This is a genomic window from Hymenobacter lucidus (genome assembly GCF_020447265.1).
Classification (GTDB): Bacteria; Bacteroidota; Bacteroidia; order Cytophagales; family Hymenobacteraceae; genus Hymenobacter; species Hymenobacter lucidus.
Map to the genome: position 1 here is coordinate 933,067 of NZ_JAJADR010000001.1, position 16,818 is coordinate 949,884.

General features: G+C 59.7%; 13 protein-coding genes. 12 read left to right on the plus strand and 1 reads right to left on the minus strand.

Translation table 11 applies throughout. The annotated features are described in order from the left end of the window. Window positions 1-190: 190 nt before the first annotated feature. The 9 genes from secA to amaB all read left to right on the plus strand — a co-directional run bounded on the left by secA (window position 191) and on the right by amaB (window position 13,224). Window positions 191-3,592, plus strand: coding sequence for a preprotein translocase subunit SecA (gene secA / locus LGH74_RS03985; protein ID WP_226172285.1), 3,402 nt, complete (start codon window positions 191-193; stop codon window positions 3,590-3,592). Between the two features lie 113 nt (window positions 3,593-3,705). Next, a complete protein-coding gene (locus LGH74_RS03990; RefSeq protein ID WP_226172287.1) occupies window positions 3,706-5,400 on the plus strand; it encodes a T9SS type A sorting domain-containing protein in 1,695 nt (564 codons plus the stop codon). 153 nt (window positions 5,401-5,553) lie between these two features. Next, on the plus strand, window positions 5,554-6,237 hold the full coding sequence (gene deoC / locus LGH74_RS03995; protein ID WP_226172289.1) for a deoxyribose-phosphate aldolase: 684 nt from the start codon (window positions 5,554-5,556) through the stop codon (window positions 6,235-6,237). Then, window positions 6,218-6,763: a sporulation protein gene (locus LGH74_RS04000; protein ID WP_226172292.1), complete on the plus strand. Its 546-nt coding sequence runs from the start codon at window positions 6,218-6,220 to the stop codon at window positions 6,761-6,763. Before deoC ends, LGH74_RS04000 begins: the two co-directional genes overlap by 20 nt. 172 nt (window positions 6,764-6,935) lie before the next feature. After that, window positions 6,936-8,150: a M20 metallopeptidase family protein gene (locus LGH74_RS04005; RefSeq protein WP_226172295.1), complete on the plus strand. Its 1,215-nt coding sequence runs from the start codon at window positions 6,936-6,938 to the stop codon at window positions 8,148-8,150. A 65-nt stretch (window positions 8,151-8,215) separates the two neighbouring features. Next, window positions 8,216-9,034, plus strand: coding sequence for a hypothetical protein (locus LGH74_RS04010; protein WP_226172298.1), 819 nt, complete (start codon window positions 8,216-8,218; stop codon window positions 9,032-9,034). A gap of 246 nt (window positions 9,035-9,280) precedes the next feature. Beyond that, the gene (locus tag LGH74_RS04015; RefSeq protein ID WP_226172301.1) at window positions 9,281-9,724 is read left to right on the plus strand and encodes an Hsp20/alpha crystallin family protein; all 444 of its coding nucleotides are present in this window, start codon (window positions 9,281-9,283) and stop codon (window positions 9,722-9,724) included. A gap of 199 nt (window positions 9,725-9,923) precedes the next feature. Further along, window positions 9,924-11,426: a Do family serine endopeptidase gene (locus tag LGH74_RS04020; protein ID WP_226172304.1), complete on the plus strand. Its 1,503-nt coding sequence runs from the start codon at window positions 9,924-9,926 to the stop codon at window positions 11,424-11,426. Between the two features lie 202 nt (window positions 11,427-11,628). Then, complete coding sequence (gene amaB / locus LGH74_RS04025; RefSeq protein WP_226172315.1) at window positions 11,629-13,224, plus strand: L-piperidine-6-carboxylate dehydrogenase; 1,596 nt, start codon at window positions 11,629-11,631, stop codon at window positions 13,222-13,224. A 78-nt stretch (window positions 13,225-13,302) separates the two neighbouring features. Here amaB and LGH74_RS04030 read toward each other — a convergent pair whose 3' ends face one another. Continuing rightward, complete coding sequence (locus tag LGH74_RS04030; RefSeq protein WP_226172318.1) at window positions 13,303-13,845, minus strand: hypothetical protein; 543 nt, start codon at window positions 13,843-13,845, stop codon at window positions 13,303-13,305. A 200-nt stretch (window positions 13,846-14,045) separates the two neighbouring features. On the opposite strand from LGH74_RS04030, the gene LGH74_RS04035 reads away from it, so the two are divergent. The 3 genes from LGH74_RS04035 to LGH74_RS04045 all read left to right on the plus strand — a co-directional run bounded on the left by LGH74_RS04035 (window position 14,046) and on the right by LGH74_RS04045 (window position 16,718). Next, window positions 14,046-14,609, plus strand: a complete 564-nt coding sequence (locus LGH74_RS04035) for an RNA polymerase sigma factor (protein ID WP_226172320.1) — start codon at window positions 14,046-14,048, stop codon at window positions 14,607-14,609. A 97-nt stretch (window positions 14,610-14,706) separates the two neighbouring features. Next, a complete protein-coding gene (locus LGH74_RS04040; protein ID WP_226172323.1) occupies window positions 14,707-15,450 on the plus strand; it encodes a hypothetical protein in 744 nt (247 codons plus the stop codon). Next, entirely contained in the window at window positions 15,447-16,718 is a 1,272-nt protein-coding gene (locus LGH74_RS04045; protein ID WP_226172326.1) for a hypothetical protein, read from the plus strand. The genes LGH74_RS04040 and LGH74_RS04045 overlap by 4 nt, the downstream gene beginning before the upstream one ends. Window positions 16,719-16,818 lie beyond the last annotated feature (100 nt).

The window sequence follows — 16,818 nt, forward strand, 5'->3', positions numbered from 1 at the left end:
ATTTCCAGTATAAACCGCCCTGCTGCCCCTAAAACACCTGACATCTTTTCTTCCGCAGAAACCCCGCACACTCTTTGAGGTGGCGGGGTTTTGTCGTTTAAAGGGTCGGAGCGACGCTATGGCCGGGGAATTCCCAAAAAACGCCGTAAATTTGAGGTACGCCCCGGCGTTTCAGTTAACTACTAGCAGCATGTTTGATTTTTTAGGGAAGACCGTCGCCAAGATTTTCGGAACCAAATCGGACCGGGACTTGAAGGAGATTATCCCGTATGTGGCACTCGTGAATGCCGAATATGCCAAACTGGCACAGCTATCCGACGACGAGCTGCGGCAGCACACCGATGACGTGCGCAGCCGTATCGACGCCCACCTGAAAGGCATCGACGACCAGATAGCCGGCCTCCACCAGCGTATCGCCGCCGACCCCAACCTCGATATCGCGCAGAAAGAGCAGGTTTTCGACCAGATCGATGCCCTGGAAAAGCAGCGCAACAAAGAGCTGGAAGTAGTGCTCTTGCAAGTACTGCCCTCGGCCTTCGCCATCGTGAAGGAAACCGCCCGGCGCTACAAGGAAAACGGCCAATTGGTGGTTACTGCCACCGACTTCGACCGCGAAATTGCTACCCGCAAGGGTAACGTCACTATTCAGGGTGACAAAGCCATCTGGGCCAATAAGTGGATTGCCGGCGGCGCCGAAATCACCTGGGACATGGTGCATTACGACGTGCAGCTCATTGGCGGCGTAGCGCTGCACCAGGGCAAGATTTCGGAAATGGCCACCGGTGAAGGTAAAACCCTGGTGTCGACCCTGCCGTCGTTCCTGAATGCCCTGGCCCGCCGCGGCGTGCACGTGGTAACGGTGAACGACTACCTGGCCAAGCGTGACTCCGAATGGAATGCGCCGCTGTTCGAGTTCCACAAGATTACTGTGGACTGCATCGATAAGCACCAGCCTAACACCGATGCCCGCCGCAAAGCCTACGCGGCCGATATTACCTACGGCACCAACAACGAGTTCGGCTTCGACTACCTGCGCGACAACATGGCCCGCGAAACCAGCGAGCTGGTGCAGCGCAAGCACCACTACGCCATGGTCGACGAAGTGGACTCCGTGCTGATTGACGATGCCCGGACCCCGCTCATCATTTCGGGCCCCGTGCCCCGCGGCGACGTACACGAGTTCTACCAGCTCAAGCCCCGCATTCAAATGCTCGTGGACGCCCAGCGCAAGCTGGTGCAGGACTATCTGGTGCAGGCCCGCAAGCTGATCAAGGAAGGCAAAGAGGGAGTGAAGGAAGGCGAAGGCGGCCTGATGCTGTTCCGCGCTTACCGCGGCCTGCCCAAGAGCAAGCCCCTGATTAAGTTTTTGTCGGAAACCGGCATGCGCGCTATTCTGCAAAAAGTGGAGAATCACTTCCTGCAGGACAACTCCCGCATGATGCCAGAAGCCGATATGCCCCTGTTCTTCACCATTGACGAGAAGAACAACCAGATTGAGCTCACCGAAAAAGGCATTGACCTGATTACGGCACAGGGCGAAGATCCGCACCTGTTTATCATGCCCGATATTGGGATGGCCATTGCCGCCATTGAGAACAACAAAACCCTCGGCACCGAAGAGAAGCTGCACCAGAAGGAGCAGCTCATGTCGGACTACAACGAGAAATCGGAGCGGGTACACACCGTGAACCAGCTGCTGAAGGCCTACACGCTCTTCGAAAAGGACGACCAGTACATCCTGACTGAGGATGGCAAGGTGAAAATCGTGGATGAGCAGACTGGCCGCGTCATGGAAGGTCGCCGCTACTCCGACGGCTTGCACCAGGCCATTGAGGCCAAGGAAAACGTGCGGGTGGAAGACGCTACGCAGACGTATGCCACCGTCACGCTGCAGAACTATTTCCGCATGTACCACAAGCTTTCGGGCATGACGGGTACGGCCGAGACGGAAGCCGGTGAGTTCTGGGAAATCTACAAGCTGGACGTGGTAGTTATTCCGACCAACCGCGGCATTTCGCGCAAGGACGAGCACGACAAGGTCTACAAGACCGTGCGTGAGAAGTACAACGCCGTAGCCGAGGAAATCCAGACGCTGGTGAAAGCCGGCCGTCCGGTACTGGTGGGTACGACCTCGGTGGAAATTTCGGAGCTGGTAAGCCGCATGCTCAAGCTGCGCAGCATTCCGCACCAGGTTCTGAACGCCAAACAAAACCAGCGCGAAGCCGAGATTGTAGCTGCTGCCGGCTACCCCGGCACCGTTACCATCGCCACCAACATGGCCGGCCGTGGTACCGACATCAAGCTGCGTGAAACCTCGAAAGAATCGGGTGGTCTGGCCATCATCGGCACCGAGCGCCACGAAAGCCGCCGCGTCGACCGGCAGCTACGGGGCCGCGCCGGCCGCCAGGGCGACCCAGGTTCCTCGCAGTTCTTCGTCTCGCTGGAAGATAACCTGATGCGTCTCTTCGGCTCCGACCGCATTGCCAAGCTCATGGACCGCATGGGTCTGGAGGAAGGCGAGGTCATTCAGCACTCCATGATTACGAGCAGCATCGAGCGGGCGCAGAAGAAAGTGGAGGAAAACAACTTCGGCACCCGCAAGCGCCTGCTGGAGTACGACGATGTGATGAACGCCCAGCGCGAAGTGGTGTACAAGCGCCGTCGCAACGCCCTGTTCGGTGAGCGTTTGGAGCTGGACATTTGGAACATGATTTACGACGTCTGTGAAGACATTGCCGTGGGTCACAAGGTCAGCGGCGACTTCGAAGACTTCAAGCTGGCCGTTATCCGCGTGTTTGGCTACGATACGCACCTGACGCAACAGGATTTGAGCGGCCTGCAGCCCGCAGCCCTCACCCAGAAGCTCTACGACGAGGCTCTGGGCTACTACCAGAGCAAGAACGACCACATTGCCGGCAACACCCTGCCGCTGGTGAACGACTTGCTGGCCAACAACGCGCCCTACGAGAACATTGCCATTCCGTTTACCGACGGCCGCAAGCAGGTAACGGCCGTGGCCAACCTGCGCAAGGCCCAGGCCAACGGCGGCCACGAGGCCATCCGGGGCATGGAGAAAGTAGTGGTGCTGGCCATCATCGACGAAGCCTGGACCAAGCACCTGCGTGCCATGGACGACCTGAAGCAGGTAGTGCAGAACGCCGTCTACGAGCAGAAAGACCCGCTGCTGGTCTACAAGTTCGAGTCGTTCGAGCTCTTCAAGCAGATGATTGGCAAGGTCAACGAGGAAACCGTTTCCTTCCTCTTCAAGGCCGATGTGCCCATGAACCAGGAAGCCGGCCACGCCGACGAGGTAGAATACTTCGTGGAAGATGACCTGCCCGCCCCGGCCCCCGCGCCCAAGCTAAAGGCTCAGAAGGAAGTTTCCTCAGTGTCGCTCGGCGCCGGCCCCGAGGACATGGGCCCCGAGCCCACGCCGGTAATTGAGAAGCAGGTACCAATCCGGAGCCAGAAAGTAGCCAACCGCAACGAGAAGGTGAACGTGCAGTACATGGACGGCCGCATCGTGCGCGACGTGAAGTACAAGAGCGTGGAAGAAGACCTGCTCAACGAGCGGTGCGTGCTGATTGACTAGACAAGCAGCCCCCTAATTCAACAGACTGGCCGGTAGTTTCCAAAGAGACTACCGGCCAGTCTGTTTTATTGCACCTTTAGGATCTGATTTGCTACTATCCTTAACTCCACCATATGCGCAACATTTTCTCATTATCTGGCCTGCTACGCATGGCGCTAATCCTTTCAGTATGGCTGACTGCTTTTCCTGAAGCGCATGCCCAAACGCCGGACTGGCAGTCACTTATTCGCCCGGTAGGTGCGGGTGGGTATGAGGTAACGGCTACCACTACCGATGCGGCGGGTAATCTGATTATCGTTGGTAACTTCTACCAACCGATTATGCTGGGCACCACTACGCTGACTAGCTACGGGATGGACGATGCTTTCGTCGCCAAATGGAGTCCGGCCAGTCGTAGCTTTCTATGGGCTCACCAGATAGGTGGTTTATATACCGACCAGGCCTATGAAGTAGTGGCCGCCGGAGGGAATGTGTACGTGGCCGGTGAATTCGCAAGCGGTGATGCGAAGGCTGGGAGCATCACCTTGATCAATCGTCACTGCTGCAATCCAACTTCGGGTGTTTTTGTCGCCAAGCTCACCGATGCGGGTACGAGTGCCACTTTTGCCTGGGCCGAATCCATCAGCGGCTTAGGATTCAGAACCGTTGACCTGTTTAAAGGATTAGCCGTCAACGGCTCCAGCGTGTATCTGGCGGGGAGCTTTTCGACGGAGGCCATGTATAAAAATACGAGTATTCCCGGCGGGCACGTCCTGGTAAAGCTACTTGACAACGGCACTACCACCAGCTTTGGCTGGTTGGAGCGCATTGGCACCAACGGCGCCTCCAACAACACCATCAATGAGACGAGCGTGGATATGGTTGCCAATGGCTCCTCCGTATATTTTACCGGCTGGTTCCAGGGCACGGGCCAATTTGGCAACACTACCCTGACCAGCGCCGGCGGCGCAGATGGGTATATAGCCAAGCTCATCGATTCGGGTGGTGCCGGCGGCTTTGTGTGGGCGCAGTCGTTTGGTGGCGCTAGTTCCGAATTTCCATTCGCCATGGCCCTGCAGGGAACCGACGTATACGTGACGGGTACCTTTATCAACTCAGCCCGCTTTGGCAACACTACCCTGACTAGTGCCGGCAACAAAGACCTGTTTGTGGCTAAGCTAAACGATGCGGGCACCACCGCTTCCTATCAATGGGCGCAACGGGCCGGCGGTTCGGAGAATGATGTGTCACGGGCAATAGCCGTTCGTGGTATTGATGTATACGTGGCCGGTAGTTTTGCTGGTACCGCTGCCTTTGACACCAATACGCTGACGAGTGTGAATTCTAATGAAATTTTTGTGGCTAAGCTTCAGGATGGCAGTGCTACCGGCACTTTTCAATGGGCACAGCAGGCCGGTGGCCCCAGCTCCGATGATGTTGCTACTAACGTAAGCCTCAGTGTGGATGGGACACTATACGTCGGCGGAATAGCCCGTGCGCCAGCCATTTTTGGTGCGCTTAGCCTCACCCAGGTCGGGCCGGCATATATGCATGGCTTTCTGGCCACTCTCGCTACTGGTACCACGCTGAGCACGCCTTCTGCCGCCCGCCTGGAACTGGGCCTCTACCCCAACCCAGCTCACACCACCGTGCAGCTACCCGCTGCTACTGCTGCCACCAAGCTAACGCTGCTCGATAACCTGGGTCGGACGGTGCGGCAGGGCAATGGCAATACTCTTTCGGTGCTGGGCGTCGCGCCGGGGCTATATATCCTGCAAGCCGCCACACCCGGCCAGGCCCTGCGCACAGCCCGCCTCGTGGTCGAATAGCGCTGGCGGCATTATCTTTGTGCCGGGCGGTTTGCCCTGCCCAAAGACCCCACCACCGCTTCCAAATCCGGCCAGCCGGAAAATGAGTAGTATTAAGTGGCAGGTAGCTTACACGGAGCTGCCTGCCACTGCTCATTTCTAGCCCACCACCCTATGAGTCAAACCTCTACCAATGGCTTAGCCGCCCGCATCGACCACACGCTGCTGCGGCCCGACGCCACCGAAACCCAGATTGCCCAGCTCTGCCAGGAAGCCGCCCAGGCCCATTTTGCCTCCGTGTGCGTGCCGCCCTGCTACGTGCGCTTCGCGGCCGAGCGGCTGCTGGGCTCCGGTGTGCCGGTGTGCACCGTAGTGGGCTTCCCGCTGGGCTACCAGATTACCAAGGTCAAGTTTTTCGAAACTCACCAGGCCCTAGCCGACGGCGCCACCGAAATCGACATGGTGATAAACGTGGCCGCGTTTAAGTCGGGGCGGCTAACGGAGGTGCAGGACGAAATCGGGCAGCTGGCCGAGCTCTGCCACGTCAAGAAAGCCATTCTGAAGGTCATCATCGAAACCGCCCTACTCACGGAAGACGAGATTATTACGGCCTGCCACCTTTGCGAATCAGCCGGGGCCGACTTCGTGAAAACCTCCACCGGCTTCGCCAGCCGGGGCGCTTCGGTGGAAGATATTGCCCTGATGCGCCGCCACTTGCCGGCCCATATGCGTATCAAGGCCGCCGGCGGCATCCGCACCCGCACGGCGGCCCTGGCGCTGGTAATGGCCGGTGCCGACCGGCTGGGTTCTTCAAATAGCCTAGCTTTGCTGGAAGAAAATGATACACCTAGTTCGTAACGTGCTGCTGTTCTCCGCTTTTTTGTCGCTGGCGGCCTGTGCCGCATCGGCCCCGGCCAGCACCGTAGCCGCCCCCGACACCGCCCGTAAGCCCGCCACTCAGGCTGCCCCCGACGATTTGAGCCGCTTCCGGCCGGTTTTCACGCCGCCCAAAACTGCCGCCGTGCCGGCCGCGCCCGTCAGCCGCCAGCCGGTGGTGCCCACCAGCCACGTCAACCCCCAGATTGAGCAGCGGCTGCGCGACCAGTCGTACACCAACCAGAACGTGAAATATGCCCAGGGTTTCCGTATTCTGGCTTACGTGGGGCTAGAGCGCGAGCAAGCCATGGCTATTCGGCGCGCCATCATCAGCCGCTACCCCGAGGAAACCGACTACCTGACCTTTAAGCAGCCCGTATTCCGCCTCTGGATTGGCGACTACCTCACTCGCCTGGAAGCCGAGCAAGCCATGCTGCGCATCCGGCCCCTGGCCCCGAAAGCCGACTTGGAGCCCGCCCAGGTAGTACTCAACAAGACGGCCTACTAACTTTTGACCGGGCTGGCGCGCCAGCCGCTTCCCGCGCCCGTTTGCCCGGTTGTATAGTGCCTTTTGATGACCAGCTGCCCCGGGCGGTTGGTCATCGGCGTTTGGGGCTTACTTTTGCCTGCTGCCCGCCAGGTGGTGCGCTTAGATACCTACTGATTAACCCGCGAAATCCATGGACGCTGCCCAAGCCACGATTCAGAAGATAAAAACGCTGGCGGCCGAAGGGGCGGCGGCTACGGTGGCCGTGCGCCAGCACCTGCACGCCCACCCCGAGCTTTCCTTCGCCGAAGTAAACACGGCGGCTTTCGTTACCGAGCAGCTGCGCCAGATGGGCCTCCAGCCCCAGGCCATGGCCAATACTGGCGTGGTAGCTCTCATTGAGGGCCGCAACCCGGCGGCGCGCACCGTGGCCCTGCGCGCCGACATGGACGCGCTGCCCATTCAGGAGCAAAACGAGGTGCCCTACAAATCGACCAACCCCGGGGTGATGCACGCCTGCGGCCACGATGTGCACACGTCGTCGCTGCTGGGTACGGCCCGTATTCTGACGCAGCTGCGCCACGAGTTTGAGGGTACCGTGAAGCTCATTTTTCAGCCCGGCGAAGAGCTGCTGCCCGGTGGGGCCTCTCTCATGATTAAGGAAGGCGTGCTCGAAAACCCCGTGCCGGCCAGCGTATTGGGCCAGCACGTATTTCCGATGCTGCCAGCCGGCAAGGTCGGGATGCGGCCCGGGCGCTACATGGCCAGCACCGACGAGCTTTACCTGACCGTGCGCGGCAAAGGCGGCCACGGCGCCATGCCCGAGCAGAACCTTGACCCCGTGCTGGTGGCGGCCCACATCATTGTGGCAGCCCAGCAGATCGTGAGCCGGCGGGCCAGCCCCAAGCTGCCTTCGGTGCTGTCGTTCGGGAAGGTCATTGCCAACGGCGCTACCAACGTTATTCCCAACGAGGTGTTCATCGAAGGCACCTTCCGGACGCTGAACGAGGAGTGGCGCCGCGAAGCCCATGGCCATTTGCGCAAGCTGGTGGAAGGCCTGGCCGAGTCGATGGGGGCCACGGCCGAGCTGGAAATCCGCTATGGCTACCCGTACCTGGAAAACGAGCCCGAACTGACGGCCCGCATCCACGCCGCCGCCGCCGCCTACCTGGGCCCCGACAACGTGGTGGTGCTGGACCAGTGGATGGCCGCCGAGGATTTTGCCTACTACTCCCAACAGGCCGACGCCTGCTTCTACCGCCTGGGTACCCGCAGCGAAGACGGCCGCAATGCCTCCTCCGTACACACGCCCACTTTCGACATTGACCCCAAGGCTCTGGAAGTAGGCCCGGGCCTAATGGCCTGGCTCACGCTGCAGGAGCTGGCCGCCACGCCGGCCGGTAAATAGCTGCCAATCGGGTCCCGCTTATATCTCATCAACAAGAATTATTACGCGGCTTCGGGCTGCTCTTTATGAAACACCTCTTTCCCGTAGCCGCCCTGGCTGCTTTTCTGCTGAGTGGCCCAGCTGCTCAGGCCCAGCGCCGCGCCGTCAACAATACGCTGTTGCTGCCCGAGCTGCAGGCCGAATACGCCCTGCGTGCCGACGACTACCTGCTGCTGAGCCTGCAGGGTCCCACGCGCACCGGCGGCTTCGACGGCACCCAGCTCAACCAGCTTGGGCTGCAGGTAGCCTACGAGCGGTTCTGGAGCCCGCAATGGAGTGGGGGGGCTTCCCTGCGCGGTGCAGCCTACACTGTGTACCGCAACGGCAGCGACGTGCAGCGGCTCAATGTCGACGTGACGCCGGAGCTGTTTGTGCGCCATTGGAATACTATCGGCCAGTTCAATTTCCGGCAGCGCCTGGGTGTGGAGTATACCCTGCCGGCCGATGAGTTGGTGGATGGCCGTGCCCTAGCCCGCCTGCGCCTCGACGTAGACCGGCTGGTGCCGGTGGGCAAGCTTATGCTGCGCCCCCGCCTGGCCTACGAAGCCCTGGCCTACCTGCGCTTCCAGCGGGAAGAAACCGAGCCCAAGGAGCGGGTACTCGACTTCGGCAGCCTCCGCGCCGACCTAGGTATCGTGGTGTCGCCGCACTTCGACCTGACGCCCTGGGTGGCGGCCAGTACGGCCTACCGCTTCGTGCTGGAGCAAACCGATATCGATGGCAATGTGGTGGTGCCGGGTGGCAGCTTTAATTCTGTGACGCCCGTGGTGGGCCTCGACCTACGCTACACCATTTTCCGGGGCAAAGCCGAGTTTGAGCGGCGGCAGCTGCCCACCCAGCACTGAGGCACACCAGCCTTACTGGTATGTTTTGTGTCAAAATGTCGGCTACTGATTTTCGCTATAATCGCCGTTTTAGTGGTTTGGGCTGAATAGATTACAGTTGAGACGTGCGTAGTGGTAAAGTGTGTATTGTAAAATAAGACTTTTTGTCATTAAAATAGACGTCTTCGCCGAGTGGTACAGAATTTATAGAGTAGGGGTGTACCGAAACCGGTACTGCACTCAACTTCAACTCTACTTCTTACCACAATGGCCACTATTCTGTATAACAACCAGCCTGCCCTGCGTCCCGCCCGCGCTTTCAATAAAGTCCTCAACGAGCTGCTGCGCGACACGCTGCCGGCCACTACCGAGCCTAGCCAGACCTTCGTGCCTTTGGCCGACATCCTCGAATCGGAGCAAGGCTTCGAACTGCATTTAGCCGTGCCCGGCGTAGCGAAAGAGAACGTCAAGATTGACTTTCAGGACGGGAATCTCGTAATTAGCGGAGAGCGTAAAGCCCCGGTAGCCGAGGGAAACGGCCTGAAGTTCCGCCGCTTGGAAACCGCCTACGGCACCTTCACCCGGTCGTTCCGTCTGCCTGATTCGGTTGACGTAACCGCTATTGAGGCCCAGCTTACCGACGGTGTATTGCGCCTGAAGCTGCCTTTTGACAGCAAGAAGGTGACGAAACATCAGATTGAGATTCAGTAAGCGCCTCGCAGTCTGCAAAAAAGACACCCGGCGTGGTGTCTTTTTTGTTGGCGCAAGTGTTGTAGATAAAAAGCGGCTCGTGCAACCCTCATACCACCGCGCGCATCTTCTGCGTTAGTGGGATAGGGGTTCACCCGGGCCTCATTTTACCGCTGGTATTTTCATTCGTTTCTTTTTCTAAACCATCTTTTTATTACCCATGCAAGCAAAACAAATGATGCTCGGCCTGCTCGGTTCCGCCATTCTGGGCGGTGGCGTGGCGGTGGGTGGGTATAAGCTGCTGGAGCCTGCGCCAGGCAATGCCAACCAGGTAGTAGCGGCTGACCCCAACGTGCGTTACACCAGTGAGCTGCGAAATAGCAGCTACGTGGTGCCCGAGGGCCTCAACTTCGTGGCGGCGGCCTCCTCGGTGACGCCCGCCGTGGTTCACGTCATGACCGAGTACGCGCCGAAGATGAGCAGCAACGGCGGCCAGCGGATGGACCCGTTTCTGCGCCAGTTCTTCGGCGACGACTATGACCAGTATCATGCCCCCCAGCAAGGGCCGCAGATGGGCTCCGGTTCGGGCGTTATTATTGCCGCCAACGGCTATATCGTGACCAATAACCACGTTATCGACAAGGCAGATAAGATTGAGGTAGTGCTCGACGACAAGCGCAAGTACAGCGCCACGCTTGTTGGTGCCGACCCCAATACCGACCTGGCCCTGCTCAAAGTGGATGCCACCAGCCTACCCTTCGTGCGCTACGGCAACTCCGACAACGTGAAGGTAGGGGAGTGGGTACTGGCCGTGGGCAACCCTTTCAACCTGAACTCTACCGTGACGGCCGGTATCATCTCGGCTAAGGGCCGCAACATCAATATCCTGCGCCGCGAGGATAACATGGGTATCGAGTCGTTTCTGCAGACCGATGCCGTAGTAAACCCCGGCAACTCGGGCGGGGCCCTGGTCAACCTGAACGGTGACCTGATTGGCATCAACTCGGCAATTGCTTCGCGCTCGGGCGCTTTCGAGGGCTATTCCTTCGCCGTGCCCAGCAGCATCGTCAGCAAGGTAATCGACGACTTGCTGAAGTATAAGGTAGTGCAGCGTGCCCTGCTCGGGGTAAACATCCGGGAGGTGGACGCTACGCTGGCCTCGGAGAAAAAGCTGAGCAGCCTGAATGGCGTGTACGTCATGGGCCTGAGCAAAAACAGCTCGGCGGCCGATGCCGGCATCAAGGAAGGCGACATCATCACCGAAATCAACGGAGTGAAGGTGAACACGTCTTCGCAGTTGCAGGAGCAGGTAGCCCGCTTCCGCCCCGGCGACAAAATCAAGGTGGCCCTGCTGCGCGGCAACGACACCAAGACCGTAACGGCCACCCTGCGCAACTCCACCGGTACCACCGACATCATCCGGGAGGAAGTGGCCAAGTCCATCAAGTACGAAGGCGCTACGCTGGCCCCGGTGAGCAAACAGGAACTGAGCAAGCTGGGCCTCGAAGGCGGCGCTAAAATCAGCGGCATCAAGGGCTCCAACTTCAAGGAAACCGGCATCGACGACGGCTTCATCATCACCCGCATCGACAAGAGCAAGGTGAGCAAGCCCCAGGACGTGCAGCAGTACCTCGAAGCCGCCAAGGAAAACCAGGGCGCGCTGGTCGAAGGCGTGTATCCCGACGGCCGCAAAGCCTACTACCCCATCGGGCAGGCCGAATAAGCTGCCACTACGTTTGAATAGTTACAAAAGCCCCGCCAGGTATCTGGCGGGGCTTTTTCGTGGTCTAGTTAGGAAAAACCTCCACAGCTCCGGTAGAGCGACATTGGCCGGAAAGATGCCGCCCGGCCCGCGCCGATTTGCTAGCTTTACGGCTTGGTACCTTTCCACCCAACAAGAACCTCCCATCCAACCTTTCTCTAATATGAAACAGGCCCTCGAAGAAGCCACCGCCACCGGCACCGACGTGCAGGAACACGACCCACACGGTATCCAGCAGGTATTGCAGGAGCTGGGCATTGAGGCCGAAAACGCCGCCTACAGCACCGGTCTGCAGTGGGGCGGGGCCGGCCAGAACCTGAAAACCATCAGCTCGCCCACCGACGGCCGCCGCATTGCCGCCGTAGCCATGGCCACCGAGGCCGACTACGACACGGTAGTAAAAACCGCCCAGGAAGCCTTCAAAACCTGGCGGCTGATGCCCGCGCCCAAGCGGGGCGAAATCGTGCGCCAGATCGGCAACAAGCTGCGCGAGTACAAGGAGCCCCTGGGCAAGCTGGTGAGCTACGAGATGGGCAAGATCCTGCAAGAAGGCCTGGGCGAAGTGCAGGAAATGATTGATATCTGCGACTTTGCCGTAGGCCTTTCGCGCCAGCTGCACGGCTTCACAATGCACTCCGAGCGGCCCGCCCACCGCATGTACGACCAGTATCACCCGCTGGGTATCGTAGGCACCATCTCGGCCTTCAACTTCCCGGTGGCCGTGTGGAGCTGGAACGCCATGCTGGCTGCCGTGTGCGGCGACGTGAACATCTGGAAGCCCTCGGAGAAAACCCCGCTGGTAGCCGTGGCCGTGCAGCACATCATCAAGGACGTGCTGCGCGAGAATGAGCTGCCCGAGGGTATCTTCAACGTCATCATTGGCGGGCCTGAAGTGGGGGCTGCCATGGCCGCTGATACCCGCGTGCCGCTGGTATCGGCTACGGGCAGCACCCGCATGGGCAAGAAGGTAGGCGAGGTAGTAGGTGCCCGCCTGGGCCGCGCTTTGCTGGAGTTGGGCGGCAACAACGCCATTATTCTCACTAAGCACGCCGACCTCGACATGGCCATGCGCGCCGTGGTCTTCGGGGCCGTGGGCACGGCCGGGCAGCGCTGCACCACCACGCGCCGCCTCATCATCCACGATTCTATTTACGAGGACGTGAAAGGCCGGCTGCTGAGCATCTACCCCAAGCTGCCTATCGGCAACCCCCTGCAGGACGGCAACCTCGTGGGCCCGCTCATCGATAAGCAGGCCGTGGAAGGCTTCACCAATGCCCTGGCGGCCGTGCAGGCCGAAGGCGGTACGCTGCTCACCGGCGGCCAGGTGCTGGAAGGCGCGGGGTACGAAACGGGCACTTATGTGACGCCCGCGCTGGTAGAAGCCCGCAACGAGTACCACACCGTGCAGGAAGAAACCTTTGCGCCCATCTTGTACCTGATTAAGTATTCGGGCGACGTGGAAGCAGCCATTGCGCTGCAGAACGGCGTGAAGCAGGGCCTCTCGTCGAGCATCTTCACCCTGAACATGCGTGAGGCCGAAGCCTTCCTGGCCCAGACCGGCTCCGACTGTGGTATTGCCAACGTGAACATCGGCACCTCGGGTGCCGAAATCGGCGGGGCTTTCGGCGGCGAGAAGGAAACCGGCGGCGGCCGTGAGTCCGGCTCCGACGCCTGGAAAGTGTATATGCGCCGTCAGACCAACACCATCAACTACTCCGACCAGCTCCCGCTGGCCCAGGGCATCAAGTTCGACGTGTAGGTAGTTCTTTGCTACATTCACCTAAAAAGGCCCGTCCGGATATCCGGACGGGCCTTTCTTGTGAGACAGTAGATCAGCTTACTGCTGATGAATGTGCACGTCGCCGTGGCCTTTGTAGATGAGCGTGCCGTCGGCTTTGTAGAGCACGTAGTAGAGGCGGTACTTCTGTTCCTTAGGGAAAGTAGCCTCCTGAAACTCGTACTTCACTTGCAACGACCCACCTGCAGTGAAGGCGAAGTCATTACTGTTTAGAACATGGTAGTTTTTGTCGACCCATATCAGCTTAGCGCGACCTGCATGTGCTGAATTGAAGTGAAAAATACCATCTGAGCCGGGCGCAATCGGGTTGGGATAGACGCTCATGTTGGTTACGCCACCCAACTGGGCTCCATCCAGGTTTACGGGTACATCAAAAGTAAACAGCGCCTTTTCGCGGTCTTTCCACTGCCCGTCGGAGGTCCAGTCGGTGGGGTCGGTGAAGGCCATGGGACGGTTGCTGAAGTCGCGGTACGACACTCCCTCGCCCGCGCCGAAGTCGATGGAGGCTTCCGTATCGTTGTCTTTTTTGCAGCCAAAGGCCAGGGGCAATAAAAGCGCCAGCGCCAGGATTGATTTCTTCATGAATCGGGTTAACAACTACTAAGTAGAGTAGGGCGCAAGGTAAGGAAGCGGGGCGCGGGCCACAACTTCCGGAGCGGCGTGCAACTTTCGGGCCTCGGGGTTGTCTTTCTGCTGCTTACCCGTCATCACTAGCAGCTTAGCCCGGAAAGGTGGATATTTACAATCCTTCTGATTCTACCTTTCCACCAACCGAACAGCATATGGAGGCATTTGCGTACACTGACATCAACGCCCCGCTGGTGGAGCGCTGCCGCCTGGGCGACCGGCGGGCCCAAGCCGAGATTTATAAACGGTATGCCAAGGCGATGTTCAACGCCTCGCTGCGCATCACCGGCGACTATGCTGAGGCGGAGGACGTGCTCCAGGAGTCGTTTCTGAGTGCGTTCCGCGAGCTGCACAGCTACAAGGGCGACTCCTCGTTTGGTAGCTGGCTCAAGCGCATTGTCATCAACAAGAGCATCAACTGCCTGCGCAACCGGCGCTTGCAGTTGGTGCCCCTGGCCGACCAGCACGACTCGGCGGGTCCTGAGCCCGAAGGCGGCGAATACGACGCCGAAGAGCTGGGCTGGCGGGCCGACGTGGTGCGGCGCTGCGTGCAGGAGCTACCCGACGGCTACCGCGTAGTATTGTCGCTCTACCTGCTGGAAGGCTACGACCACGCTGAAATTGCCGGCATTCTGGGTATCACCGAATCGACGTCGAAATCTCAGTATAGCCGGGCGCGTAAGAAGCTGCTGGAACTGGCCCGGCAACACGGTTTGTAATCAATCAACGTATCAAGCAATAGTTGTGGCGGGCTGCTACCCACCCGGCTCCGGCCTGCCACTACCCTAGGGGCGAAACGTGCGAATAACCACCTGTATGAAAGAGAAGAAAAACGGCCTTGAGGATTTCGTTGAGCGGCACCGCGCCGACTTCGACGCCTTCGAGCCCCGTCCGGACTTGTGGGATGCCATTGAGCGTGACCTGAGCACGGCCCCCGTGGCTGCTGAGCAGGAAGAAGCTCCTTTGCGCATCGTGAAGCTGCAGCCGGCGGAAGAAACCGCGCCTGAAATCATTGTGCGGCCCCGCCGCTTCCACTACGGCATGGCCGCCGCCATTGCGCTGCTGGTGCTGGCCGGCATCGGGGCCATCTGGTCGAAGAATACACAGCCGCTGCCTTGGACGCGTACCGCCTCAGCACCCTTGGTGCTGAGCCAGCCCGAGGAAACCGTCAACACGGATGCCGCCGACTTCGGTGCTTCCACCGTGGGCATTGCCGCTGCCAATCCGCAGAAGCGCCTGGCAGTGGCCGTGGCCCGCATGGAAGACTACTACGCCACCCAGATTGGGGAGAAGCGCACCGAAATCAGCAACCTGAACGTGCCGGCCGCCACCGCCCCCGGCGCCGACTGGAACCGGGAGCTGGCCACGCTGGACTCGACCTATAATCAACTCAAAACCGAGCTTTACCGCAACCCCGAGCCCGACGTGGTACTGGAAGCCATGAACCGCAACATGCAGATCCGGCTGGACATCCTCAACCAGCAGCTGCGCCTGCAGGAGCGGATGAAAGAGTACAATGCCACGCCCAATACGGTGGCCGACAGCCGCCGCAATCCATGAAAATCAACCCAATAACCTCGCTGAATACCTGGCGCTATCTGCTGGTGGCTGCGGGCCTGCTGGCCGGGCTGCCGAATAGCTTCGCGCAGGCCGTAACGGTTGCCGGGGCCGAGTACAGTTATATGGTGAGCCCCGAAACCGAGGCTTTCCTGCACCGCTACGAAACCATGCCCGAGCCCGAGCTGCTTGGGCAAAATGGCCAGAATGGGGCTCAAGGGCCACAGCAGGGCCCCCAGGATGAAGCCAACGGCCCAACGCCGGCCGTGGAGAAAAACCGTAAGCTGAGCCGCACTTACGCCGTCGTAGCCAACCGGCCCTACAACCTGGAAACCCGCTACGGCCGCGTCCAGATCAATACCTGGAGCCGCAACGAAGTCCGGACCGACGTGGAAATCATCACCCGGGCCGACAACGAGGAAAAAGCTCAGCAGCTGCTGGATATGATTCAGGTGCAGATGACCGATGCGGATGCCGCTACTGGGGGCATTTCGTTCCGCTCGAAGTTCGGGGCCATGCCCCGGGAGTGCTGGAGCCGCACCAAGCTTTACGAAGTAAACTACACCGTGTGGCTGCCCAAAAACACTCAGTTGCGCGTGTACAATACCTTCGGTGACATCAGCATTCCGAATGACCTAACGGGCTCGACGGAGCTGGCCGTGGAGTATGGCACCTTGCGCGTAGCCCGCCTCGACGGCCCCCAGAATCTGCTGCGCGTGGGCAACGGCCAGGGCGCCATTACCTACGCCCGCCGCGCCAGCATCGACGCTTCCTACTCCAAGCTGCGCCTCGACGCGGGCCAGACCGTGGATTTGCGCAACAACTACTCCGACATCGACGTGGGCACAGTGCAGGACCTGACAGTGCACAGCAAGTACGGCGACGTGGCCCTGGGCACCGTGCGCAACCTGCGCGGCACGTCGGGCTACTCCCGCTTCAGCATCGACAAAATCAGTGAGCGGCTGGATATGACGGTGCAGTACTGCCCCTCGTTTGAGGTGCGCAATACCGGCCGCAACTTCCGGCAGATCAACGTGGACGGGGGCTTCAGCACGATTATGCTCAACTTCCCCGACGGGGCCGGCTTCAACTTCGACGTGAATACCCAGCATGGCAAGCTCCTGCTTGATAAGCGCCTGGTGAAGGTAGCCTCGGAGGAAAACAGTCCGTCGTCGAGTGATATGCAGGGGCAGTTTGGGGCCGTATCGGTGCGGAGCCCGGCCAACGTGAACATCAAGGTGCGCTACAGCGACGTGCGGTTCAACCGCTAGCCCAGCAGTAGGATTGACTTTCTGGAAAAGAGCCGGTTTGCACCGGCTCTTTTTTATTGCGTATTCTTGGCACCGGTTCGACGGGTCGGAAGCTGTTATT